The 16229-nt window shown below is 67.8% G+C and carries 16 protein-coding genes and 1 tRNA gene; 14 read left to right on the forward strand and 3 right to left on the reverse strand.

Annotated features, from left to right (window positions below; genetic code table 11):
• The first annotated feature begins 167 nt into the window (after window positions 1-167).
• From BB334_RS10060 to BB334_RS10100, 9 genes are all read left to right on the forward strand, one after another.
• Window positions 168-494 (forward strand): hypothetical protein, encoded by a 327-nt coding sequence (locus BB334_RS10060; RefSeq protein WP_068808078.1) that lies wholly within the window; start codon window positions 168-170, stop codon window positions 492-494.
• 220 nt (window positions 495-714) lie between these two features.
• Window positions 715-3342 carry a leucine--tRNA ligase gene (leuS, locus tag BB334_RS10065; RefSeq protein ID WP_068808080.1) on the forward strand — a complete coding sequence of 876 codons (2628 nt, stop codon included), beginning with the start codon at window positions 715-717 and terminating at the stop codon, window positions 3340-3342.
• A 9-nt stretch (window positions 3343-3351) separates the two neighbouring features.
• On the forward strand, window positions 3352-3885 hold the full coding sequence (locus BB334_RS10070; RefSeq protein WP_068808082.1) for an LPS-assembly lipoprotein LptE: 534 nt from the start codon (window positions 3352-3354) through the stop codon (window positions 3883-3885).
• Between the two features lie 7 nt (window positions 3886-3892).
• Window positions 3893-4903, forward strand: coding sequence for a DNA polymerase III subunit delta (gene holA / locus BB334_RS10075; protein ID WP_068808084.1), 1011 nt, complete (start codon window positions 3893-3895; stop codon window positions 4901-4903).
• Window positions 4904-4961: 58 nt separating this feature from the next.
• Window positions 4962-6239 carry a glutamate-5-semialdehyde dehydrogenase gene (locus tag BB334_RS10080; protein ID WP_068808086.1) on the forward strand — a complete coding sequence of 426 codons (1278 nt, stop codon included), beginning with the start codon at window positions 4962-4964 and terminating at the stop codon, window positions 6237-6239.
• Window positions 6220-6747, forward strand: a complete 528-nt coding sequence (locus tag BB334_RS10085; protein WP_083200381.1) for a methylated-DNA--[protein]-cysteine S-methyltransferase — start codon at window positions 6220-6222, stop codon at window positions 6745-6747. Before BB334_RS10080 ends, BB334_RS10085 begins: the two co-directional genes overlap by 20 nt.
• Window positions 6744-7670: a site-specific tyrosine recombinase XerD gene (xerD, locus tag BB334_RS10090; RefSeq protein ID WP_068808088.1), complete on the forward strand. Its 927-nt coding sequence runs from the start codon at window positions 6744-6746 to the stop codon at window positions 7668-7670. Before BB334_RS10085 ends, xerD begins: the two co-directional genes overlap by 4 nt.
• Window positions 7671-7691: 21 nt before the next feature.
• Window positions 7692-8180 (forward strand): Cys-tRNA(Pro) deacylase, encoded by a 489-nt coding sequence (gene ybaK, locus BB334_RS10095; RefSeq protein ID WP_068808091.1) that lies wholly within the window; start codon window positions 7692-7694, stop codon window positions 8178-8180.
• Between the two features lie 167 nt (window positions 8181-8347).
• Window positions 8348-8713 carry an H-NS histone family protein gene (locus BB334_RS10100; protein WP_068808093.1) on the forward strand — a complete coding sequence of 122 codons (366 nt, stop codon included), beginning with the start codon at window positions 8348-8350 and terminating at the stop codon, window positions 8711-8713.
• An 86-nt stretch (window positions 8714-8799) separates the two neighbouring features.
• Here BB334_RS10100 and BB334_RS10105 read toward each other — a convergent pair whose 3' ends face one another.
• Window positions 8800-9177: a dihydroneopterin aldolase gene (locus BB334_RS10105; protein WP_068808096.1), complete on the reverse strand. Its 378-nt coding sequence runs from the start codon at window positions 9175-9177 to the stop codon at window positions 8800-8802.
• Between the two features lie 126 nt (window positions 9178-9303).
• Between BB334_RS10105 and plsY the strand changes: the two genes are divergently transcribed.
• Window positions 9304-9897, forward strand: a complete 594-nt coding sequence (plsY, locus tag BB334_RS10110; protein WP_068808104.1) for a glycerol-3-phosphate 1-O-acyltransferase PlsY — start codon at window positions 9304-9306, stop codon at window positions 9895-9897.
• 4 nt (window positions 9898-9901) lie between these two features.
• Here plsY and tsaD read toward each other — a convergent pair whose 3' ends face one another.
• Window positions 9902-10936, reverse strand: coding sequence for a tRNA (adenosine(37)-N6)-threonylcarbamoyltransferase complex transferase subunit TsaD (tsaD, locus tag BB334_RS10115; protein ID WP_068808105.1), 1035 nt, complete (start codon window positions 10934-10936; stop codon window positions 9902-9904).
• 136 nt (window positions 10937-11072) lie between these two features.
• On the opposite strand from tsaD, the gene rpsU reads away from it, so the two are divergent.
• The 4 genes from rpsU (at window position 11073) to BB334_RS10135 (ending at window position 15332) form a co-directional block, all read left to right on the forward strand.
• A complete protein-coding gene (gene rpsU, locus BB334_RS10120; RefSeq protein WP_068808106.1) occupies window positions 11073-11285 on the forward strand; it encodes a 30S ribosomal protein S21 in 213 nt (70 codons plus the stop codon).
• A gap of 86 nt (window positions 11286-11371) precedes the next feature.
• The gene (gene dnaG, locus BB334_RS10125; RefSeq protein ID WP_068808107.1) at window positions 11372-13195 is read left to right on the forward strand and encodes a DNA primase; all 1824 of its coding nucleotides are present in this window, start codon (window positions 11372-11374) and stop codon (window positions 13193-13195) included.
• A gap of 48 nt (window positions 13196-13243) precedes the next feature.
• Window positions 13244-15247: an RNA polymerase sigma factor RpoD gene (rpoD, locus tag BB334_RS10130; RefSeq protein WP_068808109.1), complete on the forward strand. Its 2004-nt coding sequence runs from the start codon at window positions 13244-13246 to the stop codon at window positions 15245-15247.
• A gap of 9 nt (window positions 15248-15256) precedes the next feature.
• Window positions 15257-15332: transfer RNA gene (locus tag BB334_RS10135), tRNA-Ile, on the forward strand.
• A gap of 66 nt (window positions 15333-15398) precedes the next feature.
• Here the strand turns inward: BB334_RS10135 and BB334_RS18190 are convergent.
• The gene (locus tag BB334_RS18190) at window positions 15399-15686 is read right to left on the reverse strand and encodes a hypothetical protein (protein WP_158014393.1); all 288 of its coding nucleotides are present in this window, start codon (window positions 15684-15686) and stop codon (window positions 15399-15401) included.
• Between the last annotated feature and the right edge of the window lie 543 nt (window positions 15687-16229).

Raw genomic sequence — 16229 nt, forward strand, 5'->3', positions numbered from 1 at the left:
AGCATTTCGCCTTCAAAGCCGCAAACTCAGGCAGAAATGTAGGTGATTAATCAGACAGTAAGCTGCCCATTCGGCAGATATTGCAGCACCACAATCCGGACCGTACCGGCTTCACGAGAGCCCTCGCGGCAACCAGCCGAAACGCGGCAAGTAAAAGGATGCAAACCATGAAAACACCCAAACTCCTCCCCTGGTACGCCCGCAAGGCCGGCGTGCCGATCGAGCGCGCCGAAGTCCTGTGGGCGAAGGCCGTGCGGCAAGCCACCGACGAAACCGGCTGGGTAGGCAACGCCGAGTTCTGGGGCGCGAGCATGGACATCTTCCGCCAGCTCCTGGACGACGAGAAGGCCAGCCTGTGCGCACCGCGCGTGAGCCCGCTGCTCCGCCTGCAGCGCCGCCTGTGGCGCCTGCCGCTGCTCGCCCTCGAGGACCTGATGATGGCGTCGCGCACCCGCTGGCTGCGCAGCGGCGGCTTCCCGCGCATTTCCGTCTGACCCTGTTTACGGTATCCGCCTGCGGCGGGTACCACCGTCTCCCTCCCTCTCCGATGTCTGGAGAATTCGGCATCCGGCTTCCCGCCGGGTGCCATTTTTTTGCCCACTCGGCGCCAGCCGGACCTGCCCGCGCAGCTTCGCGCTGCAGCGGCCGCATCGCCCCTCCCGCTTCGGGGTATACTTTCGCGCTTTCAACGTCTTGAAGCGCGCACGCACCCTCATGCAGGACAAATACCAGCCCGCCGCCGTGGAAACGGCCGCCCAGCAGCACTGGGACTCCACCGAAGCCTTCCGCGTCAGCGAGGACAAGGACAAGCCCAAGTACTACTGCCTGTCGATGTTCCCCTACCCCTCGGGCAAGCTGCACATGGGGCACGTGCGCAACTACACCATCGGCGACGTGCTCGCGCGCTTCCACCGCATGAAGGGCTTCAACGTGCTGCAGCCGATGGGCTGGGACGCCTTCGGCATGCCTGCCGAAAACGCCGCGATCCAGAACAACGTGCCGCCGGCCAAGTGGACCTACGCCAACATCGAGTACATGAAGGGGCAGCTCAAGCGCCTCGGCTTCGCCATCGACTGGTCGCGCGAGCTCGCCACCTGCACCCCGGAGTACTACCGCTGGGAACAGTGGCTGTTCACCCGCCTGTTCGGGAAGGGCCTGATCTACAAGCGCCTCGGCACGGTCAACTGGGACCCGGTCGATGAGACCGTGCTCGCCAACGAGCAGGTCATCGACGGCCGTGGCTGGCGCTCGGGCGCGCTCGTCGAGAAGCGCGAGATCCCCATGTACTACATGAAGATCACCGCCTACGCCGACGAGCTGCTGTCCGCGCTCGACGATCTGCCGGACTGGCCCGAGCAGGTCAAGCTGATGCAGAAGAACTGGATCGGCCGCTCCGAGGGTGTGGAGATCAGCTTCCCGTTCGACTTCTCCAGCATCGGCCACGAGGGCGTGCTGAAGGTGTTCACCACCCGCGCCGACACCCTGATGGGCGCGACCTACGTCGCGGTGGCCGCCGAGCACCCGCTCGCCACCCAGGCCGCGGCCAGCAACCCGGCGCTCGCCGAGTTCATCGAGGAGTGCAAGCGCGGCGGCGTCGCCGAGGCCGACATCGCAACGATGGAGAAGAAGGGCATGCCCACCGGCCTCAAGGTGCGCCACCCGCTCACCGGCGAACCGCTGGAAGTGTGGGTCGCCAACTACGTGCTGATGGGCTACGGCGAAGGCGCGGTGATGGCGGTGCCGGCGCACGACGAGCGCGACTTCGCCTTCGCCACCAAGTACGAGCTGCCGATCCGCATGGTGGTGGGTTCCGAGGCCTACGCCGACACCGTCGCGCCCTGGCAGGACGCCTACGCCGGCTACGGCCGCCTGCTCAATTCGGGCAAGTACGATGGTCTCGATTTCCAGCGCGCGGTCGATGCGATCGCCGCCGACCTCGCCGCCAAGGGCCTGGGCGCCAAGCGCGTGCAGTACCGCCTGCGCGACTGGGGCATCTCGCGCCAGCGCTACTGGGGTTGCCCGATCCCGATGATCCACTGCGCAGACTGCGGCGACGTGCCGGTGCCGGACGCGCAACTGCCGGTGGTGCTGCCCGAGAACGTCGAGCTCACCGGGCGCGGCTCGCCGCTCGCCCGTATGCCGGCGTTCTACGAGTGCAGCTGCCCCAGCTGCGGCAAGCCGGCGAAGCGCGAAACCGACACCATGGACACCTTCGTCGAGTCGTCCTGGTACTTCCTGCGCTACGCCTGCGCCGACAACAAGGACGCGATGGTGGACCAGCGCGTCGATTACTGGGCGCCGGTCGATCAGTACATCGGCGGCATCGAGCACGCCATCCTGCACCTGCTGTATTCGCGCTTCTTCACCCGCGCGATGCGCGACTGCGGCCTGGTCGAGGCCTCCGAGCCCTTCAGCGCGCTGCTGACCCAGGGCATGGTGGTGGCCGAGACCTACTACCGCGACCTCGAGGGCGGCAAGAAGCAGTGGATCAACCCGGCCGACGTGGTCGTCGAGCGTGACGAGCGCGGCCGCATCGTCGCCGCCAAGCTCGAATCCGACGGCCTGCCGGTGGTCATCGGCGGCACCGAGAAGATGTCGAAATCGAAGAACAACGGCGTCGACCCGCAGTTCCTCGTCGACCAGTACGGCGCCGACACCGCGCGCCTGTTCATCATCTTCGCCTCGCCGCCCGACCAGCAGCTCGAGTGGTCCGACTCCGGCGTCGAGGGCGCCTCGCGCTTCCTGCGCCGGGTGTGGAACTACGGCCACGCCTTCACCACCGAGACGCGCGCTGCGCTGCCGGCCGAGCGGCGGCTCGCGGCTGGCGCGCTGCCCGCCGCGGCGGCCGACGTGCGTCGCGACATCCATACCCACCTCAAGCAGGCCACCTACGACTTCGGCAAGCACCAGTTCAACACCGTGGTGTCGGCGGCGATGAAGATCCTCAACGCGCTCGAGAAGGCGCAGAAGGAGCTCGCCGCCAGCGACGCCGCGGCGCACGCCGAAGTGGCCGAGGAAGGTTTCTCCATCCTGCTGCGCCTGCTGTCGCCGATCACCCCGCACATCTGCCATGCCCTGTGGCAGGACTGCGGCCTCGGCACCGACATCCTCGCCGCAAGCTGGCCCGAGGTCAGCGAGGACGCCCTGAAGCAGGACGAGGTCGAGCTGATGCTGCAGGTCAACGGCAAGCTGCGCGGCAGCATCAGGGTCGCCGCCGACGCGTCGAAGGCCGACATCGAGGCGGCGGCGCTCGCCAACGAAGCCGCGCAGAAGTTCATGGACGGCAAGCCGGCGAAGAAGGTCGTCGTCGTGCCCGGCCGCCTGGTCAACATCGTCGCCTGAGGTCAGTCGATGCCCCTATTCCGGCCTCGCGCCCGGCCCCTCTCCCGCCGCGCCTTCCTGCTCACCGGCCTGCTGCTGCCGGCCGCAACGGCCCTCGGAGGCTGCGGCTTCCGCCTGCGCGGTCCGCAGCGGATGGAGTTCGCGACCCTGCACGTCGGCGTGCCCGCGCAGACCGAGCTGGGCGCCCAGCTGCGCCGCCTGGTCGCCACCAGCGACAGCACGATCGTGGTCGAGGATCCGGCCGAGGCCGAAGCCCGCTTGCAGATCCTCGCCAACGCACGCGGCCGGGAGATCCTCAGCCTCACCGGCGCCGGCAAGGTGCGCGAGTACCAGCTCAACCAGTCCCTGCGCTTCCAGCTGCTCGACAAGGCGGGCAAGACACTGATCCCGCCCACCACGCTGTCGGCGCGGCGCGACTACAACTTCGACGAGGACGCGGTGCTCGGCAAGGCGCAGGAAGAGGAGATGCTCTACCGCGACATGCAGGACGACCTGGTTCAGCAGCTGATGCGCCGGCTCTCCGCCTACCGCCGCAGCGGCTGAAGCAGCGGTGAACCTGCGTCCCGACCAGCTCGCGGCCCAGCTCGCGAAGCCGCTGGCGCCGCTCTGGGTGCTGCACGGCGACGAACCGCTGCTGGTGCTGGAGGCGGCCGATGCGATTCGCGCCGCGGCGCGCAAGCAGGGCTACGAGGAGCGCGAAACCCTGGTCGTCGGTCAGGGCTTCAAGTGGGAGTCGCTGGCGCTCGCCGCCGGCAACCTGTCGCTGTTCGGCGGCGCCAGGCTGATCGACCTGCGCATCCCCACCGGCAAAGCCGGGCGCGACGGCGGCGAGGCGCTGCAGCGCTACGTCGCCCGCCTGCCCGAACAGACCCTGACTCTGGTGACCCTGCCGGGGCTCGACTGGGCGACACGCAAGACCGCCTGGTTCAGGACCCTCACCGATGCCGGCAACACCATCGAACTGAAGGCCCCCGAGCGCGAGCGCCTGCCCGACTGGATCGCGCGCCGGCTGGCAGTGCAAAAACAGTCGGCCACACCCGACGCGCTCGCCTTCATCGCCGAACATGTCGAGGGCAACCTGCTCGCCGCCCACCAGGAGATCCTCAAGCTCGGCCTGCTCCACGGCGAAGGCGCGCTGAGCCTGGAACAGGTGCAGGAGGCGGTGCTCGACGTCGCCCGCTACGACATCGACGGCCTGCGCCAGGCGGTGGTGGAGGGCGAGTCCGCCCGCTGCGCTCGCCTGCTCGAAGGCCTGCGCGGCGAAGGCGCTGCGCCGCCGCTGGTGCTGTGGGCGCTCGCCAACGAGGTGCGCACCCTCGCCAGCCTGCGCGCGGGACAGGACGCCGGCCAGCCGCTGGCCGCGCTGTACAAGAGCGAGCGGGTGTTCGACGAGCGCCGCAAGCGCCAGCTCGGCCACGCGCTGAGCCGTCTCCCGCTCGGCGCGCTCACCGCCGCCCTGCTCCACGCCGCGCGCATCGACCGCATCATCAAGGGCCTCGCCCCGGGTGACGTCTGGGACGAATTCCTCCAGCTCGCGCTGCGCCTGGCCCGCCGCGCATAGCCCTTGCGCCGCGTTCGGTGCTTTAATTGCCGTTTAGCCCGACACTGCCGACACCGCGATGGACATCCAGAACTACATGCAGACCCTCGGCCAGCAGGCTCGCGCCGCCTCGCGCCTGCTCGCCGCCGCATCCACCGAAGCCAAGAACACTGCGCTGCGCGCGATGGCGACCGAGATCCGCGCGCGTCGCGACGACCTGCTCGCCGCCAACGCGGCCGACCTCGAGGAAGCCCGCCGCGCCGGCCTCGAGCCCGCGCTGCTCGACCGCCTCACGCTCGACGCGAAGGGCATCGAGGCGATGGCCGAGGGCCTCGAGCAGATCGCCGCCCTGCCCGATCCGGTGGGCGAGATCAATGAGGTCAAGCGCCGCCCCTCGGGGATCCAGGTCGGCAAGATGCGCGTGCCGCTCGGCGTCATCGGCATCATCTACGAGGCCCGTCCCAACGTCACCGCCGACGCCGCCGCGCTGTGCCTGAAGTCGGGCAACGCCGCGATCCTGCGCGGCGGCCGCGAGGCGATCAACGCCAATCGCGCGATCGCCGCCTGTGTGCGCGCCGGCCTGCTCGAAGCCGGCCTGCCCGAGCACGCGGTGCAGGTGGTCGAGACCACCGACCGCGCCGCGGTGGGCGCGCTGATCACCATGCCCGAGTTCGTCGACGTCATCGTCCCGCGCGGCGGCAAGGGCCTGATCGAGCGCATCTCGGCCGAGGCGCGGGTGCCGGTGATCAAGCATCTCGACGGCAACTGCCACGTCTATATCGACGCCGAGGCCGACCCCGCGAAGGTGGTGCCGATCGTCGAGAATGCCAAGACCCAGCGCTACGGCACCTGCAACACCGCCGAATCCTTGCTGGTGGCGCGTGACGTCGCCGACATCTACCTGCCCGAGATCGGCCGCATGCTCGCCGCCCGGGGGGTGGAGATGCGCTGCTGCGCCGACTCGCTCGCGCTGCTGCGCGAGGCGGGCGTCGCCGCCGACAAGCTGGTCGCGGCTACCGACGCCGACTGGCGCGAGGAGTACCTGGCACCGATCATCGCGGTGAAGCTGGTCGACGGCCTCGACGCGGCGATCGCGCACGTCAACACCTACAGCTCCGGCCACACCGAGGCGATCGTCACCGAGAACTACACGAGCGCGATGCGCTTCCTGCGCGAGGTCGACTCCGCGTCGGTGATGATCAACGCGTCGACCCGCTTCGCCGACGGCTTCGAATACGGGCTCGGCGCGGAGATCGGCATCTCCACCGACAAGATCCACGCGCGCGGTCCGGTCGGCCTCGAGGGCCTGACCAGCCAGAAGTGGATCGTCTTCGGCAATGGCGAGATCCGCCGCTGAGGCAGACACCCGGCGGGGCGAAACCGCGCTGGCGCACGCCGGTGCGGGCTTCGCCGCCATCATCGCCCTGCCATTCGGCCCGTTCGGCATCCGCACCGCGGACGCACGCCTGAGCGAACTGGTCTTCCTGCCGCCCGGCACCCCGCTGCGGGCGCCGGTCGACGCCCTCGCGCGCGGCGCCGCCGAGGCCTTGCTGGCCTGGGTCGACGACCCCGCCCGTCGCTTCACCCTGCCACTGGCCGATTCCGGCACACCCTTCCAGCGCCGGGTCTGGGCGGCGATCTCGGCCATACCGCCGGGCCGCACCGAGACCTACGGCGAGCTCGCGCGCGCCCTCGGCAGCGCCGCACGCGCGGTCGGCCAGGCCTGTGGCGCGAACCCCTTCCCGCTCGTCGTGCCCTGCCACCGCGTCACCGCCGCCACCGGCATCGGCGGCTTCGCCAATGCGCGCGACGGCTGGCTGCTCGAGGCCAAGCGCTGGCTGCTCGCCCACGAAGCCCGCCGATGAGCGTCGCTGCACGCGCCGAGGACGCGCTCGCGGCCGCCACCCGCGCCGAACTCGACGCCTTCACCGACTCGCTCTGGCTCGAACACGGCCTGTCGCGCAACACGCTGGCCGGCTATCGCAGCGACCTCGCGCTCTTCGCCCGCTGGCTCGAGCCGCGCGGCGGCGGCCTGCGCGACGCCACCGCTGCCGACCTCGCCGCCTACCTCGCCGAGTTCGCACGCCGCGCCCGGCCGGCGAGCCAGCGTCGCCTGCTGTCGGCCTGGCGGCGCTACTTCCGCCACCTGCTCACGCACCAGCAGATCGCCGAGGATCCGACCCTCTTCCTCGACCCGCCAATGCCCGCCCAGCGCTTCCCGCGCACCCTGAGCGAGACCCAGGTCGAGGCCCTGCTCACCGCCCCCGACACCGGCAGCCCGCTGGGCCTGCGCGACCGCTGCATGCTCGAGGTGCTCTACGCCGCCGGCCTGCGCGTATCGGAACTCGTCGGCCTGAAGACTTTCGCCGTCAGTCTCGACCAGGGACTGGTGAGAATTATCGGCAAGGGCGGCAAGGAACGACTGGTCCCGCTCGGAGAAATCGCCGCGGACTGGATCCAGGCCTATATGCGCGAGGCCCGGCCGCAATTGCTCGCGGGGCGCAATTGCGACGAGGTTTTCATTACCCGGCTCGGCGCCGGAATGACAAGACAGATGTTCTGGCGCATCATCAAGACGCACGCCCTCACTGCCGGAATTGCGCCCGAGCGCATTTCACCCCACACCCTGCGCCATGCATTCGCCACCCACCTGCTCAATCACGGCGCCGACCTGCGTGTGGTGCAGATGCTGCTCGGGCATGCGGACATTTCGACGACCCAGGTCTATACCCATGTCGCGCGCGAGCGCCTGAAGAAGTTGCATGGCGAACATCACCCACGCGCCTGAAACAATGCACACGAGGCCATCATGAGCCAGACCGAACGCCACGCTCCGGAAACCCCCGCCACCCGCTTCCTGCGCCAGAACCATATCGCTTTCTCGACCCACCTCTACGAATACGAAGAGCACGGTGGTACCAAGGTTTCCTCGCGCGAATTGAACGTCAGTGAGCATGCGGTGGTGAAGACCCTGGTAATGGAGGATGAAAACGCCCATCCGCTGATCGTGCTGATGCACGGTGATCGCAAGGTATCCACCAAGGAACTCGCCCGCCAGATCGGCTGCAAGAAGGTGGAGCCCTGCAAACCGGAGGTCGCCAATCGCCACACCGGCTATCTGGTGGGCGGCACCACGCCGTTCGGCACCCGCAAGCGCCTGCCGGTCTACCTCGAAAGGACCATCCTCGACCTGCCGCTGATCTATATCAATGGCGGTCGCCGCGGATTCCTGGTCGGCATTCACGCGCACGACCTGCTGCGCGCGCTCAATCCCACGCTCGTCGAGGTCGGGCAATAAGGAATGATTTTTTTGATCTCCGCGACAATCGAATTCATTTCACGCGCAATTGGTGGCAGAATCGGATTCGTCGAGCCCGCACCATTGCGAACCATCGTAATTGGCCCGTAATTCGTAGGATACACAAGGACCCGGTCGCTCCACGCGGCCTCAATTACGGAGAAATCATGGATATTCCCAGCCTGTCCACCTTGTCGCTCGTCGAGCTGCGCCGCCTGCAATCCAAAGTCGAAACCGAGATTCGCCGCCGCAGCGACACGGCCCGCCGCGCTCTGCTGAAGAAAGTGCAGAAAATGGCCGCCGACGAAGGCCTCTCCCTCGACGATCTGATCGAGAGCACCGTCGAAGCGGAGAAACCCGCAGCCAAAAAGGTCGGCCCGCGCGCCGCGGCGAAAAAGGACAAGCCGGCGCCGGTGGTCAAGTACCGCAATCCGGCCAATCCGGAACAGGGCTGGAGCGGCCGTGGCCGCAAACCGCAATGGGCGCTCGACTGGATCGCCAGCGGCAAGTCGCTCGACGAACTGGCAGTCTGAATCGCGCCGTCAAAGAACGAATCGCCGGCCGCGGGCCGGCGTTTTCATTTGCGCCGGAGCGCCCGACTGGCTGCCGGGCGCCGCAATCAGCCTTCCGCGTCGGGCAGCAATACGCCCTCGCGGCTGCGCTGGATGAACACGCCGACGCGTTTCACCCCTTTCATCACGCCGATCTTGGCGATGCGGATCTTCACCCAGGGCGCGCCGAATTCCTCGAACAGCATGTTCACGACGAATTCGCCGAGCGTTTCGATGAGGTTGAAATGGCGCGCCTCGAGCTCGGCGCAAATCCGCTGGATCACCTTCGAATAATCGATGGTGTCGGCAATGTCGTCGCGCCGGGCGGCGGCATCGGGGACGCCGAAAGTCAGGTTGAGTTCGAGCAACTGCGCCGCCTGCCGCTCGCGCGGATAGATGCCGACCCTCGCGTGGACGCGCAATTCCTCGATGAAGATGAAATCCATGCTGTTTCCCGATTAGAATCGACGCGATTCTAGCGCGGATGCGGGACACACCCGCAGGCTTCTCGGCCCGATCCGGTCCGCGCACTGGCCTTGATCGGCCCCGCATGCCGGGGCCGGGGAGAAACGATGTCCCTGCTGCTCCTGCTTCTCGCCGCCTATCTCGTCGGCTCGATTCCCTTCGCAATCGTCGTCAGCAAGCTGTTCGGCCTGCAGGACCCGCGCGCCTATGGCTCCGGCAACCCGGGCGCGACCAACGTGCTGCGCAGCGGCAACAAGGGGGCTGCAGCGCTGACCCTGCTCGGCGATGCGTTCAAGGGCTGGCTCGCGGTGTGGGCCGCGACCCGCTTCGGCTTCGGCCCATCCGAGGCTGCCTTTGCCGGCCTCGCCGCCTTCCTTGGCCATGTCTTCAGCTTCTTCCTGCGCTTCAACGGCGGCAAGGGCGTCGCCACCGCGATCGGCGTGCTCGCCGGCGTGGAGCCCCGGATCGCGATCTTCTGCGCGATCGTCTGGCTGGCGGTCGCCTACACCACCCGCTACTCCTCGGTCGCCGCGCTGTCCGCAGCGGCGCTCGCGCCGGTCGCCGGCCTGATCTTCCTCGGCCCGGTGCCGGCGGTGCTGGCGCTGCTGGCGATGAGTGCGATCCTGTTCTGGCGCCACGCGGAGAACATCCGGCGCCTGAAGGCAGGCACCGAAGGCAGGATCGGCGCGAAGAAGTCCTGAGCGCTCAGTCGGCCGCAGCCAGCGGCGGGCGCAGTTCCATCAGCGGCCAGCGCGGCCGGATGCGCACCGCCGGCGGCGACAGACGGCGTTCCCCGGCCGCGAGCCGCAGCGCGCCGGCGAAGGCGATCATCGCCCCGTTGTCGGTGCACAGCGCCGGCTCGGGGTAATGCACCCGACCGCCGCGCGCGGCGAGCGCCGCATCCAGGTTTGCGCGCAGGCAGCGGTTCGCGCCGACGCCGCCCGCCACCACCAGGGTGTTGAGGCCGGTCTTCTTCAACGCCGCGAGCGACTTCGCACACAGCACGTCGACCACCGCCTGCTGGAAGTCCGCCGCGAGATCGGCCGCATCCGCGGGATTCCAGTCGTCCGCCGACACCACGTTGAGCACCGCGGTCTTGAGGCCGCTGAAGCTGAAGTCGAGGTCGCCCGAACGCAACATCGGCCGCGGCAGCCGGAATCGACCGGTCGCGCCCGTCTCCGCCAGCGCCGCCAGCTGCGGCCCGCCCGGATAGCCGAGCCCGAGCAGCTTGGCGGTCTTGTCGAAGGCTTCGCCGGCGGCGTCGTCCACCGACTCGCCGAGCAGCGCGTAATCGCCCACCCCGCGCACCCGCATGAGCTGGGTGTGCCCGCCCGAGACCAGCAGGGCGACGAAGGGAAAGGCGGGCGGGTCGGCAGACAGCAGCGGAGACAGCAGATGGCCCTCGAGATGGTGCAGCGGCAGCGCCGGCACCCCGAGGCTCAGGGCGAAGGCCTCGGCCACGCTCGCCCCCACCAGCAGGGCGCCTGCCAGGCCGGGGCCGGCGGTGTAGGCGACCGCGTCGAGCTCGCCGACGGCCAGGCCCGCCTCGGCGAGAGCCTGCCTGATCAGCAGCGGCAGGCGGCGGATGTGGTCGCGCGAGGCGAGCTCGGGCACGACGCCGCCGTAGGCCGCGTGCAGGTCGATCTGCGAGTGCAGGCAGTGCGCGAGCAGGCCGGCGTCGGTGTCGTACACCGCGACCCCGGTCTCGTCGCAGGAGGACTCGATCCCCAGTACTTTCATTGCTTCCATCCGCTTGATTCGGTGCAGCATTCTAGCAACCGCGACGGCCGCCGGGCGCATACGGGGGCTTGCCATCGCGGGTGTGCTCGGTTATATTCGCCGTCTTTCTGCTCACCGACACCCAAGGAAGTACGCAATGCCCGGTATTCGCGTCAAGGAAAACGAGCCGTTTGAAGTTGCGATCCGCCGCTTCAAGCGCACTATCGAGAAGACCGGTGTGCTTACCGAGCTCCGCGCCCGCGAGTTCTACGAAAAGCCCACCGCCGAGCGCAAGCGCAAGCTGGCCGCTGCCGTGAAGCGCAATCACAAGCGCCTGCGCAGCCAGATGCTGCCGCCGAAGCTCTACTGATCACGCCGCAGCCGGTTCTTCCGGATGCCTGAACGCCGGGCGGAAACCCCTGAGGTTTCCGCCCGGCGTCGTGCTTTCCGCACGGAATGATCCCACAGTCTTTCGTCCAGGAACTGCTGTCGAGGGTCGACATCGTCGACGTCATCGAACGCCACCTGCCGCTGAAGAAGAGCGGTGCGAATTACTTCGCCTGCTGCCCCTTCCACGGCGAGAAGTCGGCTTCGTTCTCGGTCAGCCCGAGCAAGCAGTTCTACCACTGCTTCGGCTGCGGCGCGCACGGCAGCGCGATCGGCTTCCTGATGGAACACAACGGCCTCGGCTTCGTCGACGCCGTGAAGGAACTCGCCGGCCAGGTCGGCCTGCAGGTTCCCGACGACGGCCACCACGCGAGCCCGGCGGAAACCGACGCGCGCGAGCGCCTCTACGAGGCAATGGCCGCAGCGGCCCGCTTCTACAAGGAACAGCTGCGGCACGGCCCGGCGGCGGTCGCCTACCTGAAGCGGCGCGAGGTCAGCGGCGAGATCGCCGCCCGCTTCGGCCTCGGCTTCGCCCCCGATGAATGGCAGGCGCTGCAGCGCGTGTTCCCCGACTATCAGGCGAAGACGCTCGCCGAGGCCGGCCTCGTCATCGACAACGACCAGGGCCGCCGCTACGACCGCTTCCGCAACCGCATCGTGTTCCCGATCCACGACCGCCGCGGCCGCATCATCGCGTTCGGCGGCCGGGTCATGGACGGCGGCGAGCCGAAGTACCTGAACTCGCCGGAAACCCCGCTGTTCGAGAAGGGCCGCGAACTCTACGGCCTGTTCCTCGCCCAGAAGGCGATCCGCGACGCCGGCCACGTGGTGGTGGTCGAGGGCTACATGGACGTGGTCGCGCTCGCCCAGTTCGGCGTCGCCAACGCGGTCGCCACGCTCGGCACGGCGACCACGCCGCAGCACGTGCTCGCCCTGTTGCGCCAGACCGACCGCATCGTGTTCTGCTTCGACGGCGACGCCGCCGGCCGCCGCGCCGCCTGGCGCGCGCTGGAGAACGCGCTGGAGGCGCTGCGCGACGACGCCACCCTCGCCTTCCTCTTCCTGCCCGCCGAGCACGATCCCGACTCCTTCGTGCGCGCCGAAGGCGCCGAAGCGTTCCGCAAGGCCGCCGCCGGCGCGACCTCGCTGGCCAATTTCCTGATCCAGGAACTTTCGGCACGGCATGCACTCGATACCGCCGAAGGGCGGGCCGGACTGGTGCATGAAGCACGTCCGCTGGTGACCCGTATCGGCGCGCCCCTGTTGCGGCTGCAGGTAATGAAGATGCTTGCCGAAGCGAGCGAACTGACCCAGACCGAGATCGAGGACGCCTTGGGCTTGCGCCAATCGCGCGCCGTACGCAAGGCACCGCCGCACCAGGAGGGTTGGCGACCGCCCGCAGGGAATTTCACGCCTCGCCGGGCACCTGTGCGTGGTGGGCGCCGCAAGCCGCCATCGGCGATCGAGTCGTTGCTGCGTCTGGTGCTCACCCACACCGCCCTGGCCGCCCGCCTGCCGGTGGGACTGATCCCGGACGACAGCGCCGAAGGGCGCGCCCTGATCGCGATCATCGACATGCTGAGCCTGGGCGAGCCGGTGCCGGCCGGCGGCCTCGGCGCGCTGATCGAGCGCTTCCGCGACACGCCGCACGGCGAGCCCCTGTCACGGATCGCGGCCGAGCTGGTGGATGCCGAATTCGACGAGGCGGTGATAGAGCCCCTGTTCGAGGACATCCTGCGCAAATTGCAGATCGACCATGTCAGCGCCGAGCTTGCCGAGCTGATGCAACGCTCGCGCGAAAACGGTCTCGACAACCGCGGCCGGCACCGCATGGCCGAGCTGCTGGTGGAGAAGAGCAAACTCTCCTCCGCGGCTAAAGGCTCGGATCTATAGTATAATTTTCCGTTTTTCCCCAATCCAAGCTCTGACTTGAGGAGTGCCATGGCACGCGAAAAAGCCAAGGATGCGCGCAAGGACGGTCCGAAGGGACGCGCCTCCAAGTCGAAGGACAAGGTTGCCCAGCTGATCGAAGCGCCGGCAGCCAGTCCGCTCGACGCCGAGGTGCGGCGCACGCGGCTGAAAACCCTGATCACGCTCGGCAAGGACCGCGGCTATCTCACCTACGCCGAGATCAGCGATCACCTGCCGGACGACGTCGCCGATGCCGAACAGATCGAAGGCATCATCGCGACCTTCAACAACATGGGCATCCAGGTCTACGACGTCGCGCCCGCGGCGGACGACCTGCTCATGTCCGACAACGTCGCCAGCTCGGTCGACGAGGACGTCGCCGAGGAAGAGGCGGAACAGGCCCTGTCGTCGGTCGACGCCGACTTCGGCCGCACCACCGACCCGGTGCGCATGTACATGCGCGAGATGGGCACGGTCGAGCTGCTGACCCGCGAGGGCGAGATCGAGATCGCGAAGCGCATCGAGGACGGCCTCAAGCACATGGTACAGGCGATCTCCGCCTGCCCGACGACGATCGCCGAGATGCTCGAGAGTGCCGACAGGATCGCCCGCGACGAGATGCGCATCGACGAGTTGATCGACGGCCTGATCGATCCCAACGCCGCGGACGAAGCGGCGGCGCAGGAGGATGACGAGGCGCAGGAGGACGCGGACGCGGAGGAGGAATCCGACGACGCCGACGGCGACTCCGAAGAGGAGGACGAGGACGAGGAGGATGAGGGCGCCAAGGCCGAGCGGGCCGCGGCCCAGTCGCTGCTCCAGCTCAAGACCGATGCCCTCGCCCGCTTCGAGGGGATCCGCGAACTGCAGCAGAAGATGATGGCCGCGCTCGAAGCCAGGGGCTCGTCCGACCTGAACTACCTCGCGCTGCAGCAGGCGATCTCCGACCAGCTCCTGAACATCCGCTTCACCGCCAAGACCATCGAGCGCCTGTGCGACTCGGTGCGCCAGATGGTGGATCAGGTGCGCGGCCACGAACGCCACATCCTGCAGTTGTGCGTCGACCGCGCCGGCATGCCGCGCCAGCACTTCATCAAGATCTACCCCGGCCACGAGACCGACTCCGCCTGGCTCGAGGCCGAACTGGCCGGCAACAAGGCCTACGTCGAAGGCCTGTCGCGCGTCGCCCCCTCGATCCTGGAAGAACAGCAGAAGCTGCTCGAGCTGCAGGACAGGCTCGGCATCACGCTGAAGGACCTGAAGGACATCAACCGCCAGATGTCGACCGGCGAGGCAAAGATGCGCCGCGCCAAACGGGAAATGACCGAGGCCAACCTGCGCCTGGTGATCTCGATCGCCAAGAAGTACACCAACCGGGGCCTGCAGTTCCTCGACCTCATCCAGGAAGGCAACATCGGCCTGATGAAGGCGGTCGATAAGTTCGAATACCGCCGCGGCTACAAGTTCTCGACCTACGCTACCTGGTGGATCCGCCAGGCGATCACGCGCTCGATCGCCGACCAGGCACGCACTATCCGCATCCCGGTGCATATGATCGAGACGATCAACAAGATGAACCGCATCAGCCGCCAGATCCTGCAGGAGACCGGCCTCGAGCCCGATCCCGCGACCCTGGCCGAGAAAATGGAGATGCCCGAGGAGAAGATCCGCAAGATCATGAAGATCTCCAAGGAGCCGATCTCCATGGAGACGCCGATCGGCGACGACGACGACTCCCACCTGGGCGACTTCATCGAGGACACCGCCACCCTGGCGCCGGCCGAGGCCGCGGTGTACACCGGACTGCGCGACGCTACCGGCGAAGTGCTCGACTCGCTCACCCCGCGCGAGGCGAAGGTGCTGCGCATGCGCTTCGGCATCGAGATGAACACCGACCACACGCTGGAAGAGGTCGGCAAGCAGTTCGACGTCACCCGCGAGCGCATCCGCCAGATCGAAGCGAAGGCCCTGCGCAAGCTGCGTCACCCGAGCCGCTCCGAGAAGCTGCGCAGCTTCCTCGACAGCGACCAGTAAGGATTTGCCGGGCCTTTAGCTCAACGGTTAGAGCAGAGGACTCATAATCCTTTGGTTGCGGGTTCGAATCCCGCAGGGCCCACCAGCAGAATCAAGCACTTGCGCCAGTCCTTCGGGGCTGGCGTTTTGCTTTTCTTGGGTCGTGTAAGCGCTATGTAAGCGCCAGCGCGAGGTCAGCACCACGCGGCCGGCCTCGTCGTTTTTCGCGGTTAGCGGTGAAGGAAGGGGGTCCATGCGGTTCGCGCGCTCGGTTCCTCGTGATTTTTGGCGGCAGGCGGCCGCCGGGAATGCCCTTCAGGCGCGCCAGGAACGGCCACAGCAGGCGCAGCAGGCCGGGGTGATGCTCTGCCCTTGCCGGGCGCTTCAGCGGCTTGTGCGGCCTCTGGTGCGCGGTGCCCTTGGCGCAATGCAACACGCCAGAAGCGAAAGCAATGGTCATGCCGTCGCTTCGCGTGCATTGCAGGGCTGGTGATGCGGCGTTTCTTGCTTGTGGTTGCTACTGTCATTGTGCGACGCAGCGTTGCGGCTAGGCCACCACGGACGGCAGGCGAAGAAAAACCGCCTCGGGGGCGGTTCAGTTCGCAGGGGTGCGGGTTCAGTCCGGGCCGGGTGCGCGTCGAGGTCGTTTGCTGATTTTCGCGGGAATCAAAACGGGCGAAACCTGCATAGCGCAAGGCTATCGGACAGGTTCAGTTTGATTGTTTTTGAAAACGGGGGTTTTTTCTGCGCGTGCGAATGGGCGCGGTTTCTTCGGTCGGCACCTTCTAGACTTTTCACCCGCCCCTACCCCGTCAGCCTCGCAAGCTCTCGCGCCAGTCGGTCGCGCTTCGGTTCCAGCAGCGGAAGCGTTCGCGCTCCCCATGCGCTCGGGTGCGCTTGGTACCGTGCAATCATGCCCTCCACATGCGCCAGGGCGGCGCGTATGCGGTCTAGGGCGGCTTCTTGCTTGCGTCGGCAGGCCACCCCACAGTAAAGGCGCTTG

This window comes from Thauera phenolivorans (assembly GCF_001696715.1).
GTDB classification, from domain to species: Bacteria; Pseudomonadota; Gammaproteobacteria; order Burkholderiales; family Rhodocyclaceae; genus Thauera; species Thauera phenolivorans.